At 36.8% G+C, this 13653-nt stretch carries 15 protein-coding genes, 2 pseudogenes and 1 riboswitch; of the genes and pseudogenes, 5 read left to right on the top strand and 12 right to left on the bottom strand.

Annotated elements, in window-relative coordinates; all coding sequences use genetic code 11:
• Positions 1-73: 73 nt before the first annotated feature.
• Both ACEWFH_RS07005 and ACEWFH_RS07000 read right to left on the bottom strand, forming a co-directional pair.
• Positions 74-262, bottom strand: a complete 189-nt coding sequence (locus tag ACEWFH_RS07005) for a Fur-regulated basic protein FbpA (RefSeq protein ID WP_473726657.1) — start codon at positions 260-262, stop codon at positions 74-76.
• A 117-nt stretch (positions 263-379) separates the two neighbouring features.
• Entirely contained in the window at positions 380-544 is a 165-nt protein-coding gene (locus tag ACEWFH_RS07000; RefSeq protein ID WP_473726656.1) for a hypothetical protein, read from the bottom strand.
• A gap of 163 nt (positions 545-707) precedes the next feature.
• Between ACEWFH_RS07000 and ACEWFH_RS06995 the strand changes: the two are divergent.
• Positions 708-1282 (top strand): annotated as a pseudogene (locus ACEWFH_RS06995) (DNA-3-methyladenine glycosylase).
• Here the strand turns inward: ACEWFH_RS06995 and ACEWFH_RS06990 are convergent.
• Together ACEWFH_RS06990 and ACEWFH_RS06985 are read right to left on the bottom strand one after the other, a co-directional pair.
• On the bottom strand, positions 1279-1968 hold the full coding sequence (locus ACEWFH_RS06990) for a hypothetical protein (protein WP_473726655.1): 690 nt from the start codon (positions 1966-1968) through the stop codon (positions 1279-1281). The pseudogene ACEWFH_RS06995 and the gene ACEWFH_RS06990 sit on opposite strands and share 4 nt — an antisense overlap.
• A 152-nt stretch (positions 1969-2120) precedes the next feature.
• A complete protein-coding gene (locus tag ACEWFH_RS06985; RefSeq protein WP_473726654.1) occupies positions 2121-3356 on the bottom strand; it encodes a dicarboxylate/amino acid:cation symporter in 1236 nt (411 codons plus the stop codon).
• Between the two features lie 169 nt (positions 3357-3525).
• Positions 3526-3693: riboswitch (cyclic di-AMP (ydaO/yuaA leader) on the bottom strand.
• 176 nt (positions 3694-3869) lie between these two features.
• Here ACEWFH_RS06985 and ACEWFH_RS06980 point away from each other — a divergent pair.
• The gene (locus tag ACEWFH_RS06980; RefSeq protein WP_077359415.1) at positions 3870-4064 is read left to right on the top strand and encodes a hypothetical protein; all 195 of its coding nucleotides are present in this window, start codon (positions 3870-3872) and stop codon (positions 4062-4064) included.
• A 103-nt stretch (positions 4065-4167) separates the two neighbouring features.
• Here the strand turns inward: ACEWFH_RS06980 and ACEWFH_RS06975 are convergent, their stop codons facing one another.
• From ACEWFH_RS06975 to ACEWFH_RS06950, 6 genes and pseudogenes are all read right to left on the bottom strand, one after another.
• On the bottom strand, positions 4168-4881 hold the full coding sequence (locus tag ACEWFH_RS06975; RefSeq protein WP_473726653.1) for an ABC transporter ATP-binding protein: 714 nt from the start codon (positions 4879-4881) through the stop codon (positions 4168-4170).
• Positions 4881-6523: pseudogene (locus tag ACEWFH_RS06970) on the bottom strand (ABC transporter permease). The gene ACEWFH_RS06975 and the pseudogene ACEWFH_RS06970 overlap by 1 nt, the downstream one beginning before the upstream one ends.
• Positions 6524-6620: 97 nt before the next feature.
• The gene (locus ACEWFH_RS06965) at positions 6621-7478 is read right to left on the bottom strand and encodes a Fe(3+) ABC transporter substrate-binding protein (RefSeq protein ID WP_473727232.1); all 858 of its coding nucleotides are present in this window, start codon (positions 7476-7478) and stop codon (positions 6621-6623) included.
• 83 nt (positions 7479-7561) lie between these two features.
• Positions 7562-7705 carry a hypothetical protein gene (locus ACEWFH_RS06960; RefSeq protein ID WP_473726652.1) on the bottom strand — a complete coding sequence of 48 codons (144 nt, stop codon included), beginning with the start codon at positions 7703-7705 and terminating at the stop codon, positions 7562-7564.
• A 143-nt stretch (positions 7706-7848) separates the two neighbouring features.
• A complete protein-coding gene (locus ACEWFH_RS06955; RefSeq protein ID WP_473726651.1) occupies positions 7849-8589 on the bottom strand; it encodes a GDSL-type esterase/lipase family protein in 741 nt (246 codons plus the stop codon).
• Between the two features lie 74 nt (positions 8590-8663).
• Entirely contained in the window at positions 8664-8822 is a 159-nt protein-coding gene (locus ACEWFH_RS06950) for a hypothetical protein (protein WP_473726650.1), read from the bottom strand.
• A 255-nt stretch (positions 8823-9077) separates the two neighbouring features.
• On the opposite strand from ACEWFH_RS06950, the gene ACEWFH_RS06945 reads away from it, so the two are divergent.
• Positions 9078-9734, top strand: a complete 657-nt coding sequence (locus ACEWFH_RS06945) for a TrkA C-terminal domain-containing protein (RefSeq protein ID WP_473726649.1) — start codon at positions 9078-9080, stop codon at positions 9732-9734.
• A gap of 475 nt (positions 9735-10209) precedes the next feature.
• On the opposite strand, the gene ACEWFH_RS06940 is transcribed toward ACEWFH_RS06945, so the two are convergent.
• Positions 10210-10854: a 3'-5' exonuclease gene (locus tag ACEWFH_RS06940; RefSeq protein ID WP_473726648.1), complete on the bottom strand. Its 645-nt coding sequence runs from the start codon at positions 10852-10854 to the stop codon at positions 10210-10212.
• Positions 10855-11224: 370 nt separating this feature from the next.
• Here ACEWFH_RS06940 and ACEWFH_RS06935 point away from each other — a divergent pair, with 370 nt between their 5' ends.
• Entirely contained in the window at positions 11225-11890 is a 666-nt protein-coding gene (locus ACEWFH_RS06935) for a hypothetical protein (protein WP_473726647.1), read from the top strand.
• A 122-nt stretch (positions 11891-12012) separates the two neighbouring features.
• Complete coding sequence (locus tag ACEWFH_RS06930; protein ID WP_473726646.1) at positions 12013-12189, top strand: YjcZ family sporulation protein; 177 nt, start codon at positions 12013-12015, stop codon at positions 12187-12189.
• Positions 12190-12234: 45 nt separating this feature from the next.
• Here the strand turns inward: ACEWFH_RS06930 and nagE are convergent, their stop codons facing one another.
• On the bottom strand, positions 12235-13641 hold the full coding sequence (gene nagE / locus ACEWFH_RS06925; protein WP_473726645.1) for an N-acetylglucosamine-specific PTS transporter subunit IIBC: 1407 nt from the start codon (positions 13639-13641) through the stop codon (positions 12235-12237).
• Between the last annotated feature and the right edge of the window lie 12 nt (positions 13642-13653).

Genomic DNA, 13653 nt, shown 5'->3' with positions numbered 1-13653 from the left:
TTTTCCCACTCATAGGGATATTATACCAGAAATAAGCTGTTAAAGCTGGTTATTTTTTTACTATTTTAAAAAATCAGCTAATATGATTTTCTTGATCAATGTATTGAGCATTCTTCCATTCCAACTCTAGTTCACTTAGTGTAAACTCAGTTAAATGTCTGTGATCTTCGTATCCATAAAAACCTTTATGAATTAGATGCTGAATCAATCGCTGTTTACGTCCTTCCACGGCTCTGCGCAGCTGACCTTTATTATGATTCATTTAAATCTTCTCCTTTTTGTTAGCTGTTAATCATTTTAACCAAATAAAAGAAGATTCAAGCCATATAGACAAATAAAAAAGTTCCTCAAAAGAAAGGAACTTTAACGAGAACTGCGTTTAATGCAAGACAGATTTACTCCATTGTTCATAAACAGAATTAGGCGCATTCCAGCACAACCAGGAAACCATCGTTTTAATGCCTTGTTGACTTACTTCCCAATATTCCCAGCGTCTTTTGGAGAGATTCTCATAGATCCCTGTTTGATTTACCCAACCATCCACATTAAACGCCTCCTATTTATTTGCTTTATAAAAACTTCTTGTTACATGCCTTATTTCCTTTTTTTAACGTTTGTAAAACTTCGACAAAAGGAAACATAATACTACAAATCCTATTGTTATTGTACTTACATAAAGCAAAAGTCATACATATGAGGAGAATAAAATGGACTTATTTTGTTTACCTACACTTGATCTTTCAAAAAACTTTTAGGCATGGAACTTATCCATGAAAGTAAAGATGGTTTAGTATCAGGTTATATTGTTGAAACAGAGGCATATTTAGGGCCAGAAGACCGAGCAGCTCACTCATATGGAAATCGGAGAACACCGAGAACAGAAGTTATGTTTCATGAGGCAGGTACGATTTATACCTATTTTATTTATGGAATGCACATATGCTTTAATATCGTTTCAGGGCCATTTAATAAGCCTGAAGCGATATTAATAAGAGCGCTTCAGCCGGTAAAGGGGATGGAGATAATGAGGGAAAGAAGAGCAAAAATTAAAAGTGATCTTCAGCTAACAAACGGGCCTGGCAAGCTTTCTAAAAGTATGGCATTTACTTTATCTGATAATGGAAAAAAACTAAATGAAAGCAACATAAGAATTGAAGAAGGATTTGAAGTAAAAGAAGAACAAATAATCGCAGGTCCTCGAATTGGTATTCATTATGCAGAAGAAGCGATTCATTATCCCTATCGATTTTGGATAAAAAATAACCCTTACGTATCCCGTTAATACGCAGGGTTATTTTCTTTTTCTATCGATACTGCAGCATCTTCATCCTGCATGTAATCAACGTTTACCGATCTGTTCGTTTCTTGCATCCAAGCTAGGTGGTAGTAGGTCTGTTTCTTTATTGATACATATTTAGTTTGCATGATGAAAAGCCAAACAAGTACAAACAAAGTTGTTTTTAATACATTTTCAGCAGTGAGCTGGACAGCCTCAATGGGCAGGACGTCAACAGCAATACTTGAGATTAAACCTAAAAATAAGGCCGCCAATATAAACAAAGGCTGGTTTGTACGTAAAAATTTCAAACGTTGCTGCAGATAGGTTTGAACATAGAAACGTTCTTGCGTATTGAATTGAAGATATCGGCTTTTGGCTGACTTTGCGTTAGGTATCAAACCCTTAGATCGATCACTCTGCCAAAGCGATTTTAAGAATAAGGTAAATTCAATATCTTGAGATGATTCAACAACCATTTTTCGATGTATAAAATTATGTGCCTGATAAAAGGTGATTCCATTAATAATAATGCTTAATAGCGCAGCTCCTGCGACAATAGTGAGAACAAAAACAAACCAAAAGTTATTCATTCCACTTTGAATTAATTCAATAAGAGGATTGATAACAGTCTGAATTTGTACCCATATGACCTTACCAGTAAGCATAAATATCTCTAGCCATTTTTCCAAGAAGATCACTCCGAAGTATCATTATGTATCTTTCTATTTTAACATGTTTTTTTATCTTTGCTTACATTTATTTACTCATATTTACTAAACTAGGGATATCGGCATATAAAAAAAGCTGCAGAGAATTTCTCTGCAGCTTTCTAATCCATCAATTATGCACTAACTTCTTGATCACGAGCACCAAGATGTTTGTCTTCACCTTTATCAACGATAACTGCACAAGCAGCATCTCCTGTAATGTTAACAGCCGTTCTTAACATATCAAGAAGTCGGTCAACACCAAGGATTAGAGCGATACCTTCAACTGGTAATCCAACTGAGTTTAGTACCATCGCTAGCATGATTAGTCCTACACCAGGAACTCCTGCTGTACCGATACTTGCAAGAACCGCTGTAAGGATAACAGTAAGCATTTCAGTTACGCCTAAGTTTACATTGTAAACTTGAGCAATAAAGATTGTAGCTACACCTTGCATGATTGCTGTTCCATCCATGTTAATTGTTGCGCCTAGTGGCTGAACAAATCCACTGATTGATTTGCGAACACCAAGGTTTTCTTGAGCTGTTTTCATAGAGATTGGCAATGTAGCATTAGAGCTTGATGTACTGAATGCTACAGACATTGCTGGTGCGAAGCCTTTAAAGAACCAAATTGGGCTCTTCTTTGCTAATAAAGCAATAGAGCCACCATATGCCACAATAGAGTGAATGAAAAGTGCTAGAATTACAACACTCATATACAAGCCCATTGCCTTGATTGCATCCATCCCTTGACTTCCAACTGCTGAAGCAATTAGAGCAAATGCACCGTATGGAGCAAATTTCATTACTACATTTACAAGGTACATCATGATATCGTTACCTTGTTCAATTAAATCCATAATTCCTTTTGTTTTGCTTCCAAGCATTGTTAATGCAAATCCAACAAATACTGAGAAAGCAATGATTTGAAGCATATTTCCTTCTGCCATCGCTTGAACCGGATTCGTCGGAATAATGTTTAGAAGTGTATCTGTAACAGCCGGTGCTTCTTGCTGCTCAAACTTAGCACCTTCCGTTTTAAAATCCCCTACGCCAGGTTTAAAAATAAGTGCTAAAGCCATAGCAATAATGATGGCGATTGTTGTTGTTGCAAGGAAGTAACCGACTGTTTTTGCACCAACACGTCCTAATTTCTTCGGATCACCTAATCCTGCAGTTCCTAAAACGATTGAAAAGAAAACAATTGGTACAACAAGCATTTTAATAAGATTTAAAAACAATGTTCCCACTGGCTTTAATACGTATTTGTCCAGTGTTGCGAACGCATCTGGCAAGGCTAAATTAAGAATAAGTCCTGCTACAACCCCTAGTGCCAGCGCAATCAAAATTTTCGTTGACAATTTCATAAACGCATCCCCTTTATTAGAAAATTCTTACTATTGTAACTATAGTATGAGGAGTGTGTCCTAATACATGTCTAAATTTTTATGTTTGCTGCATATAAAAACCCACGAAAATAGAGAGGATTTTCCGTGGGGTACACCGCAACACATAGACTTAGCCCATGTATTAAAGCTCTCTCTCCAAAAACGCTTACGAGGTTAGCTGTCGGATTAGGGAATTGAGAGTTATCCCTTCTGTATTTAAACAAATTCATCCCGAGGCGTAATGCCAATGTTGTGGTTCCCCGCTTCTTCTCTTCAGTCCATAGAATAGAAGTGAAGAATTCAGCGAATCATATGAATATGCTCTAATTTTATCAACATACATAAAAATTTGTCAAGAAAACGCGATATACTTATTTATTCCAATTAATAGTTTCATCATGAATGTTTTTCCATATTCTCACTGCTACCCCATAAGTATGAGGACAACAGCGAAATATGTAGAAGGTTTTATTTTTCAGGGAGGTATTGTAAATGAAAATTGTATTTTATGAAAAAGGCGACTTAAGCATTATCGTTGGTGCTTCGAAATTAAAAGGTGAGCTAACGATTGAACAGATAAAGAACGAGAGCGAAAAGAAAGCAAAAGAACTTGGAGAATTATTAGGCCGTGAAATCGGATTCTTAATCGACATGAACGGGAAATTGGATGCTCAATTTAAAAAATAGGCTTTAATTAATAAGATTGCTGCATTTGGAGTTTTCTTAGAACGGAACCACTTTAAAAAGCAAAAAATCTGCAAACAAAAAACCGGGATCCCCGGTTTTTTGTTTATACATAAGCAAGTGAAAGCTTTTCTCTATTCTGTTTAAATACCGCCTCTGGTCTGCCTGCTTCCTCTATCTTACCATCTTGCATGAAAACAATCCTATCTCCAATCGCACGCGCATCCTCTTCGTCATGTGTAACAAATATAGAAGTAATACCGGTACGCTTTATGATTCCTTTTAAATCATCACGAATTTGTGCTTGAAGTTTCGTATCTAAATTGCTAAAAGGTTCATCGAACATAATTAACGATGGATTTGGTGCTAAGGCTCTCGCTAATGCCACTCGCTGCTGCTGTCCCCCGCTCAATTCATAAGGATAGCGAGCAGCATACTCTTCCATTCCTACTAAATCAAGCAGTTCTTCCATGCGATTTTGCTTCTGTTTACGACTCATTTTATGGAGGCCAAACTTAATATTTTTCTCAACCGTCATATGTGGAAAAAGGGCATAATCTTGAAATACCAAACCAACTCCGCGTTTTTCAGGCTGTACAAACCGAAGAGAATCATTCATAACTGCACGATCAATTAAGATTGATCCTTTTGCCGGCATCTCTAAACCCGCAATAAGACGAAGCAATGTGCTTTTCCCGCTTCCGCTTTCACCTAAGATTACGGTAACTTCTCCTTGTTTAAACCCTAAAGAAAGGTTCTCAAATAGAGGCTTACGGGAATTTTTATAATTAAACGCTAAATCCTTGATTTGAACAAACATTATTTTGGCTCCTTTTCTAAAACTTTGTGTAAAAAGAATATCGACAGTGCACTGATACAAATAATCACCATAGACGAAACAGACGCTTCATGAATTCGTTCATCACTTGCATATTGAAAAGTTTTTGTAGCCAATGTGTAGAAGTTAAATGGCTGCAGTATGAGCGTTAAAGGTAATTCTTTCAAGATATCAACAAAGACAAGAATAAAACCACCAGCAATCGCACCTTTTATCATTTTTATATCCACTTTAAAAAAGGTTTGTGTAATAGACATTCCTAATGTCCTGGAGGCATCTGTGAAAACTGTCCCCACTTTATCAAAGCCAGATTCAATAGAGTTATACCCGACTGCCAAAAAACGGACAACATATGCAAAAATCAGCATACTAATACTTAAGCTTAAAACGAGCGTAGGCTCCAGCCCCATCCATTCATACAAGGTAATAACCTTTTGGTCTAGTGCTAGAAATAACGTGAGTACCCCTATTGCAATAACAGCACCAGGTATTGAATAACCCAAAACAGTTATCTTTGAAAAAACTTGCTGATCCACCCTTTTGAAAGACGACTAAAGTTAGCGATAATAAGAGCGGTAATAATAATTAGACCTGAACCTATGGAAGCCACAAATACCGAGTTCCAAATTAAATCGAGAAAGACTTCGCTTAAGATTAAGTCATATGTCATATACACCCACTGTAAAAGCTGGATGAAGGGAATAAAGAAGGCTAATGCAAACAATGCAAGGAAAAAGCTAAGAACAGAGTACTTTTTCCAACCCTTTAATTCCTTTGGCTGCAATGGGCGTACTTTCGAGGTCGAATAGCTGAACTGTTTCCGGCCCCTTATCACCTTTTCTGCTATTAGAATAAAGACAACGATTACCATCAATGTTCCGGCTAATTTAATGGCAGAATGTATATCTCCCATTCCAAACCAAGCTTGAAAAATCGCTGTACTAAACGTTTGAATTCCAAAATATTTAACAACACCATAATCATTAAATACCTCTAGAATAACTAAGCTGACACCGCCTACTATTGCTGTACGAGATATTGGTAGTACCACTTGTATAAACGTTTGAAAGGAACCTTTACCTAAAACACGTGCATTTTCTATTAGTGAAGAAGACTGGTTTTCTAAGAAACTTCTTGTAATGATATAAACATATGGATAGAGGAACAAAGTAAAGATAAAAATAGCACCTGGTATGTTCATAATGTCAAAAAACTTTTGATCCACCTTGATCCCAAACTGATTTCTTAGAGCAGTCTGTATCACACCCGTGTAATTTAGAATGCCATGGTATGTGTAAGCTCCTATATAAGGAGGGATTGCGAGCGGGAGAATTAATCCCCATTTAAAGAAACGCTGCATCGGAAACGTATAGGCAGACACGAGCCACGCTGCACTTACACCAATGATTACAGTGAATAGTCCCGTGAATATTACAAGTGTTACCGAATTTACAATATAGTTCTTAAGCATAAATTCTTTAATGTGTTCCCAATTCTCATTGCTCTCCGCGAATAACTGAACCATGATGAGCAAAGCCGGTAAAATGATTAAAATTGAAAAAATAAAGCTAAGCAAAGCCCAACTATTGAACTGTGATTTCATTTTTCGAATTAAATACAACATTTTCACCTTCTTCTTCACTCATCTGCATAGCTCTAGCTGTTCGTTCCTACATACGATTAGCCGTATCACAAAATGCGATACGGCAATTTTTTACAGGTTATTTCCAACTTACTTCATTCATAATCTTAACTGCATCTGCATTATTTTCTCCAAGCTCAGAGAGGTTAAGGTCTTGTTCCTTAAACTCACCCCAAGATTTTAACAGCTCAGAAGGTTCAACTTCTTTATTCACTGGGTACTCATAGTTCGCTTCAGCAAATACTTTTTGCACATCTGGACTTGATAAGTATTCCATTAATTTGATTGCATTTTCTTTGTTCTTAGCATGTTTCGTAACACCGATACCGCTAATATTAATATGTGTTCCTGTAGTCTCTTGATTAGGGAAGAACACTTTTAGCTGTTCTGCAACTTTCACTTCTTCAGGATCCTCAGAGTTTAACATTTGTCCAAAATAGTAAGAGTTCATGATCGCGACATCACCTTCACCAGCAACGATACCTTTTGCTTGATCGCGGTCACCGCCTTGAGGGTCACGAGCCATGTTATTAACGATACCTTCTGCCCATTTCTTAGCTTCTTCTTTACCGTTTAGTGAGATAAAAGAAGACACTAATGATTGGTTGTAAATATTTTCAGAAGAACGGATAAGTACTTTCCCTTTCCATTTATCTTCTGTTAGAGCTTCATAAGTAGATAGTTCTGAAGGATCGACTTTATCCTTAGAATAAACGATTACACGTGCACGTTTCGTTAAACCATACCATTGATTATCTTTATCTCTTAAATTCTCAGGAATGTTCTTACTTAGAGTATCACTTTCAACGCTTTGCAGTAGATCTTTATCTTTTGCCCAATGTAAACGACCTGCATCAGATGTGAAAAATAAATCTCCTTTAGTAGCCTTTCCTTCTCTAGAAAGACGCTCGATCAATTCATCTTCTTCACCTTTTATAACATTTACTTTAATACCAGTCTCTTTTGTAAAGTCAGCAAAAATTTTATCATCAACATCATAATGACGGCTTGTGTAAAGATTTACTTCACCGCTCTTTTTTCTTCTTTATTAGATGCTTTATCATTGCCTGAACTTGCACCATCATTTGACTTCCCGCAGCCTGCCATAATCACAGCTGCTAGTAGAACAATAATAAATGTTGTGAATAAATTCTTCTTCTGCATTTTCTTCTTGCTCCCTCTATGTATAAATTAATTGAAAACGATTATCAACTTCAATTCTAATTATAATGATAATCATTCTCAAGTCAATGGCTTTTTTTAATAAAATTAAAAAACCTCCAAGAAGTCACACACTTCTTTGGAGGCTATTTTTGATTTAGTGGTTTCCATTGGTTGTAAACCCAATTCCCTAACTTATTGTATCCCCTGCGGTTTGGATGCAAGGTATCGGAAAAGTACATGTCTTTTTGAACATTTTCATAGAGTTCATATGTTGAGATGTACTTGGTAAGTGTACTCTCTTTACTTGCTTCAATGATTGCTTCATTCCAAGACTGAATGCTATCAGAAGCAGTTGGATCATACTCTTGCCCAAAATAAGGATTATATAAGCCGAGCACGTAGACCGGGGCAAACGAGTTATTTTCTCTCACAACCGTCAGTGTTTTGTTTAAATTGTTTCTTAATTTTTCTTTGCCAAGCAAAAGCGGCTGCTGAGGCAGTTTGCGAAAGTTCCAGCCTGCAGCATGTCTAAAATCATTGGTTCCTATGAATACAAATACATGATCAGCTTGCTTCAACGCTTTTAGTACAACACCATTCTCTAATTGTTTTAACAGTTGATCCGAACGCTGGCCGCTAATGCCAAAATTATTAACGATAACATTTCGGCCTGTTTGCTTTTGAATATTTCTTCTAACGATGCCTATATAACCTGTTTTAGAAGGATCGCCAACACCGTAAGTCAACGAGTCACCAAGAGCTACAATCTTAATTGTTTTCGTCTCACTCGCGACTTCTGTTTTACCGAAGTTCTGAAAGATGATGAATAGAAGTATAGCTAGAGCTGCTCCGCCAATTAGCCAATTCTTTGATACTTTCCGCACAACATATCCTCGATTCTAGTTATTGTTATCTTACTTTTTACCATAACGAGGGAAAATATCAAGTAATGAATGTGCTATTTGATGCGATAATCTTCTGATGTAAGAGATGTGTCTTCCCAAAGGTTTTCTTGGTCATACTGATACGTGTCTTTTTTTACAAAAGAATGAATGAGCAGTGCAACTCCTCCGCATAATAGGGCTGCCGGTACTAAAGTAATAAGGAAACCAGTCATTTTCATCCCCTCCTGTACAAAACTATATGAGGAGGAGCTTACGATTATGAAACAGAGAAATATTTAATAATTTATCAATTACTTATAGAAATTAAGGGTATAAAGGTAAAAGAAGAATTTAAACGGAGGTGCCTTTGTGGGATTTATATTCACATTACTATATTTCGCAATTATCGCTATTGTAATTGAAATCAATGTACTGCTCTTTACCCTTACCGGTTTAAAAAAGAAATTGCTCGCTTTCAGGTAATCTCCATGTTTACTGCTACTGGATTCACAACAGGAGAATCGGAGTTGATCTTAGAACACCCTATTCGAAGACGATTAAGTACTTTCCTTATCTTGTTCGGTGTCTTTTCACTTGCCGTCATTATCTCGTCGATCAGCAACATCTTATCAGACGAGTTTAAATCAATAGAGCTTGGCATCATTATTTTAGTACTGATTGGGCTTTATCTTATTTTAAGCATCCCTAAACTTAAGAATTTTATGAAGAAATCGTTTGAGAAACACATGCAAAAGAATTACAACTTATCCGATCTGCCACTGCGTGACGTGATGTATTTTGAAGAAGATGACGTTGTAGTGGAGCTGCCCATACACAAAGGGTCTTCTATTATTGGAAAAATGTTAAAGGATGTTATTCAAGAGGATAAAGACTTACTCGTGTTATTTATTAAACGTGGAGATGTAACACTTAGGAAGGATAGTTACACGACAGAGATCCAAGAAGGAGATATGATTTTTCTTTACGGCCACCAGCATTCACTTCAAGAACAATTTAAAGATGAGATGGAGGAAATGAAAAAGAGTAAAGAAAAAAGCAATCCGACAGGAGCCATTTTTAGCTCCTGTTTTTTCTCCTACCCCCTTATTATGAATCTATTGTTCGAAATGAAATTTAAAGTATAAAAAAAGAACCTCTTCATTAGAGATTCTGCATTAACCCACTTCCTAACTTTTACAGGGACAAAGGACAATAATAAAGAAATAATATTGTTAATTTGTTCAGGAGTAATATGTATACCATCGTTTGCTAATAGTTCTTCTTTAAGTTGGATAATAGAGTCCACTTCTTCAAGTGTTGCATCTGTCAGGCAATAATCTATCGTATTTAATAATTCCAATAATTGATTGTTTTTATTGGTTATATAATATGTAGTATCCACCAATAAACACCCCCACTAACATTATTATCGAAACTAAGGTCATTTTCCTACAAAAACAATTCGTCAAATGACGACATATCTTACTTTTTATGGGTTTTACCCTATAATACCTACCCTTTTTTGTCGAAAAACATCGAATTAACAGGAATAAAGTCCTATTTTAAATATTTCCGTTATCTTCCTTTCCCAAAAGGTTTACATATAAAAACAAAAATACTTTAGTTAAATAACTTTGATAATGAAGCAAATGGGGATATGCTTTCTTCCGCTTTTGTTTTATACACCAGTTTTTCAGGTTCAAAAAGCTTCGACTCTAAGTATGAAGTTGGATTTTTTACAATCTCGATATTTTTATAAATCTTCTTAAGAATCTTGGCTGTATTAATCGCATCGTCCAAGGCTCTATGTTTCGAACCTTCATATGAGAGCTCCATTGTTTGAAGCGCACGTGACAAGCCATATCGAAATCCTTTCTCACTATCGTGAAGCAAACTAAAATGAAATTGCAAATCATTATGATTAATAATCCACTCGATTTCTGTTTGGTGAAAAGTTGAATCCGTAATAAGCGCCCATTTATCTTCTGGTCCCCAAGAACAAAGATAATAATCTTCAAGCCCAATCCAAGATCTGAAATTTTCTATAGCTTCTGTATAAACAGGTGCGGATATTAAATCTTTTTTAGTTATACCTGTTAAATTCGTGATCCGTGAATTCAGCTTATCCATCTTCGGTTGGACGAACGATTGAAAAGTATCAAGTATTGTAAGCTCTCCATTAACTTCTGTCATTCGTATGGCACCGATCTCAATGATTTCTGATAATCGGTTTGTCATTTCTAGATCATAAACAATATATTGCATCCCTTTCACACCTGCCCTTCATCATTCACGTCTTCAAATGGGTGTCTACCATATATTGTAGATGATTTGTTAATAAAATGAAATATTACAAAGCGCTTTATTTAATATGTCATCATAAAAGAGTGTTACGATTATAGCCTTTGATTTTCTTTAGGCTTATCTCTAAAAATTGTTGCTTAGAAGCCATTCGCTTCTTTTACGCAAACAGCCTTGTTTTATTTTATGAATCAAATCAGCATAGATGTCAGTCTATTCTTAAAGAGCTATAAGTTTCTTAATCTGCCATACTTTTCATTTTCAATTTCTGTATTCTTTTGTTAACATTGTTAGTGTCTATTTAACTATATGAATTACATAATGAGGGATTAAAATGAAAAAAGCATTACTATCCATTCTTTTAATTGGTTTGCTTACTATTACTGCTTGTTCAAAGGATAATAAACAAAGTGAACAAGGTGCTTCAGAAACCAAAACTGACAATAATGAAAAAGCCACCGAGTCTTCCACTGCTGGTCAAGACGAAGAAGATAAAGAAGCGACAGAAACAGCAACAACAGAAGATGAGAACTCTGCAGATGCTGATGAAGAAAATGCAGATCCAAATGAAAAAGACTATCTCACCAGCCATCATCAATTTGTAGCAAGTGAACTAACGAACCTTTCCGAAAAGCAGATAAGCGATAAATGGGGAGAACCTGCTCGTTCAGAAGAAATTCAGTATCGTTACTCAGGCACGACAGAGTTCGTACCTGCAGTTGTACGTTATTATCAAAACGACAAATACGCGGTTACATTTGTTGAAGGTAAAGCTGCTCGCCTAGTCTATTCCGTAATTGATGAGGAAATTTTGTTTACGGATGAAGAAAAATTGAAAGCTCTTGAACTTGCTGGACTTCCAATAGATGTGGAAGAAACAACAGACACAGATACGGCTTTTGTATACAACGACCTAGGAAATGTATATGAAGTAACCATGTTCTCAAAAGGTGAATTTGTAGATTACTTATATATCATTTTAGATGAAGCTTACAAGTAAATCTTTAGACGGCAACTCTTTGAAATGAGGCGTTTAACACCGTTTCTATGCTTATCCATTTTGCATAAAATGGGGTGAGGAGAGAAATCGGCTTCTCACAGTGCAAGAAGAGGAGTGAAACCATGTCGTCGAGAAAGTACTGTTCTGATAGCTTTACGCTTTATGTGGTACTATTCGTGCTGCTCATTATTGTCGGAGCCGTTTCGTATAGCGGAAACTGCTGTGTTTATTCTTATCCGTGCTCATATGGATACGGATTCTCAGCAAACGCACCCATAAATGGTTATTGGAACGCGTAAAAACTAAGAACACCATTTCCTGCAAAGAAAATGGTGTTCTCTTTTTTATAGCTTCTCTCTCATGCTGTCTGCAATGGGTTCAACCTCTGAACCTACCACTACCTGTATATTTTTGTTATTCAGCTTTATAAGACCTTTAGATCCAGCTTTTCGAAGAGCATCTTCATCTACTCTAGAAAGATCTTTAATCTGAACTCTCAATCTAGTAATACAGTTTTCAAGCAGGACAATATTTTCTTTACCGCCGAGTGCATCTAAATAGGCTGTTGCCGCTGCTTCGTACTTTTCATTACTTGTAGAGGTCGCAGCTGCCTCAGATACGAGTGTTTCTTCATCTTCTCTACCTGGTGTCTTCAAATCTAGTTTTACGATCAAATAACGGAATACTCCGTAGTACAGTGCAAAATACACCGCACCTATCGGCAGCAGAAGCCAGCCATTTTGAGCAATACCAATATTTAAGAAATAATCAATCGCTCCAGCTGAAAACGTAAATCCATGATGAATATCAAACAATACCGCCACAGACATTGAGGCTGCAGTCAATACCGCATGGATAACATAAAGAAGCGGTGACAAAAACATAAATGCAAATTCGATTGGTTCTGTAATTCCCGTTACAAACGATGTGAGTGCCATACTTCCTAGCATCCCCGCAACTGCCTTCTTACGATGTTTTTTTGCTGTATGAATCATCGCTAAACAAGCAGCCGGCAACCCGAACATCATAACTGGGAAGAATCCAGCCATATAGAAACCTGCTTTAGGATCTTCAGCAAAGAATCTCCATAAATCTCCCGTTACAACCTTCCCATTTTCACCTGTAAACTCACCAAATACAAACCATAAGAAGCTGTTAAGTACGTGATGCAAACCAAGTGGTATCAACAAACGGTTAAAGAAACCGAATATACCCGCACCAATAGCCCCTGCGCTCGTAATCCAAGTACCAACATTCTCCAAGCCCATTTGAATGTATGGCCAGATGAATCCAAAAACTAAGGCTAACAGCACCATCGTACCTGCAGTCACGATTGGTACAAATCGTTTACCGCCAAAAAAGGATAACCATTCTGGGAGTTTCGTATTATAAAATCTATTATATAAGAGCCCTGCTACCACCCCGGCTAGAATCCCTCCGAGTACCGACATATCAAAGTTGCCTTCAAACGCTAAATTCTCAACTGCAAATGCTTTTGCACCTTCTGTTAATACAAAATAACCAATAGCACCTGCAAGACCCGCTGCTCCACTACCGTCTCTTGCTAGACCAACGGCTACCCCAATCGCAAAAATCAATGCCAGGTGACCAAAAATGGCATTACCTGCTGCAGCCAAAAACGGAATGCCAAGTAAATCATCTTGACCGAAACGTAGAATGAGTCCCGCTGCTGGAAGAACAGCAATCGGAAGCATAAGTGCACGGCCTATGCGCTGCAAGAATCCTAACATCTGAATCTACCC

The organism is Fictibacillus sp. EA-CB0309, from assembly GCF_055814265.1.
The sequence above is the reverse complement of the archived record's forward strand: the minus strand, read 5'-3'. Positions and strand labels throughout refer to the sequence as shown.

What these genes read in the sequence shown, in the direction of transcription:
- ACEWFH_RS06950 (WP_473726650.1), bottom strand. Translation starts at nt 8,822, where the DNA reads ATGACTGGTTTCCTTATTACTTTAGTACCGGCAGCCCTATTATGCGGA.
- ACEWFH_RS06975 (WP_473726653.1), bottom strand. Translation starts at nt 4,881, where the DNA reads ATGTTTGTTCAAATCAAGGATTTAGCGTTTAATTATAAAAATTCCCGT.
- ACEWFH_RS06960 (WP_473726652.1), bottom strand. Translation starts at nt 7,705, where the DNA reads ATGCAGAAGAAGAATTTATTCACAACATTTATTATTGTTCTACTAGCA.
- ACEWFH_RS06935 (WP_473726647.1), top strand. Translation starts at nt 11,225, where the DNA reads ATGAAAAAAGCATTACTATCCATTCTTTTAATTGGTTTGCTTACTATT.
- ACEWFH_RS06980 (WP_077359415.1), top strand. Translation starts at nt 3,870, where the DNA reads ATGAAAATTGTATTTTATGAAAAAGGCGACTTAAGCATTATCGTTGGT.
- ACEWFH_RS06940 (WP_473726648.1), bottom strand. Translation starts at nt 10,854, where the DNA reads ATGCAATATATTGTTTATGATCTAGAAATGACAAACCGATTATCAGAA.
- ACEWFH_RS07005 (WP_473726657.1), bottom strand. Translation starts at nt 262, where the DNA reads ATGAATCATAATAAAGGTCAGCTGCGCAGAGCCGTGGAAGGACGTAAA.
- ACEWFH_RS06930 (WP_473726646.1), top strand. Translation starts at nt 12,013, where the DNA reads ATGTCGTCGAGAAAGTACTGTTCTGATAGCTTTACGCTTTATGTGGTA.
- ACEWFH_RS06985 (WP_473726654.1), bottom strand. Translation starts at nt 3,356, where the DNA reads ATGAAATTGTCAACGAAAATTTTGATTGCGCTGGCACTAGGGGTTGTA.
- nagE (WP_473726645.1), bottom strand. Translation starts at nt 13,641, where the DNA reads ATGTTAGGATTCTTGCAGCGCATAGGCCGTGCACTTATGCTTCCGATT.
- ACEWFH_RS06945 (WP_473726649.1), top strand. Translation starts at nt 9,078, where the DNA reads ATGTTTACTGCTACTGGATTCACAACAGGAGAATCGGAGTTGATCTTA.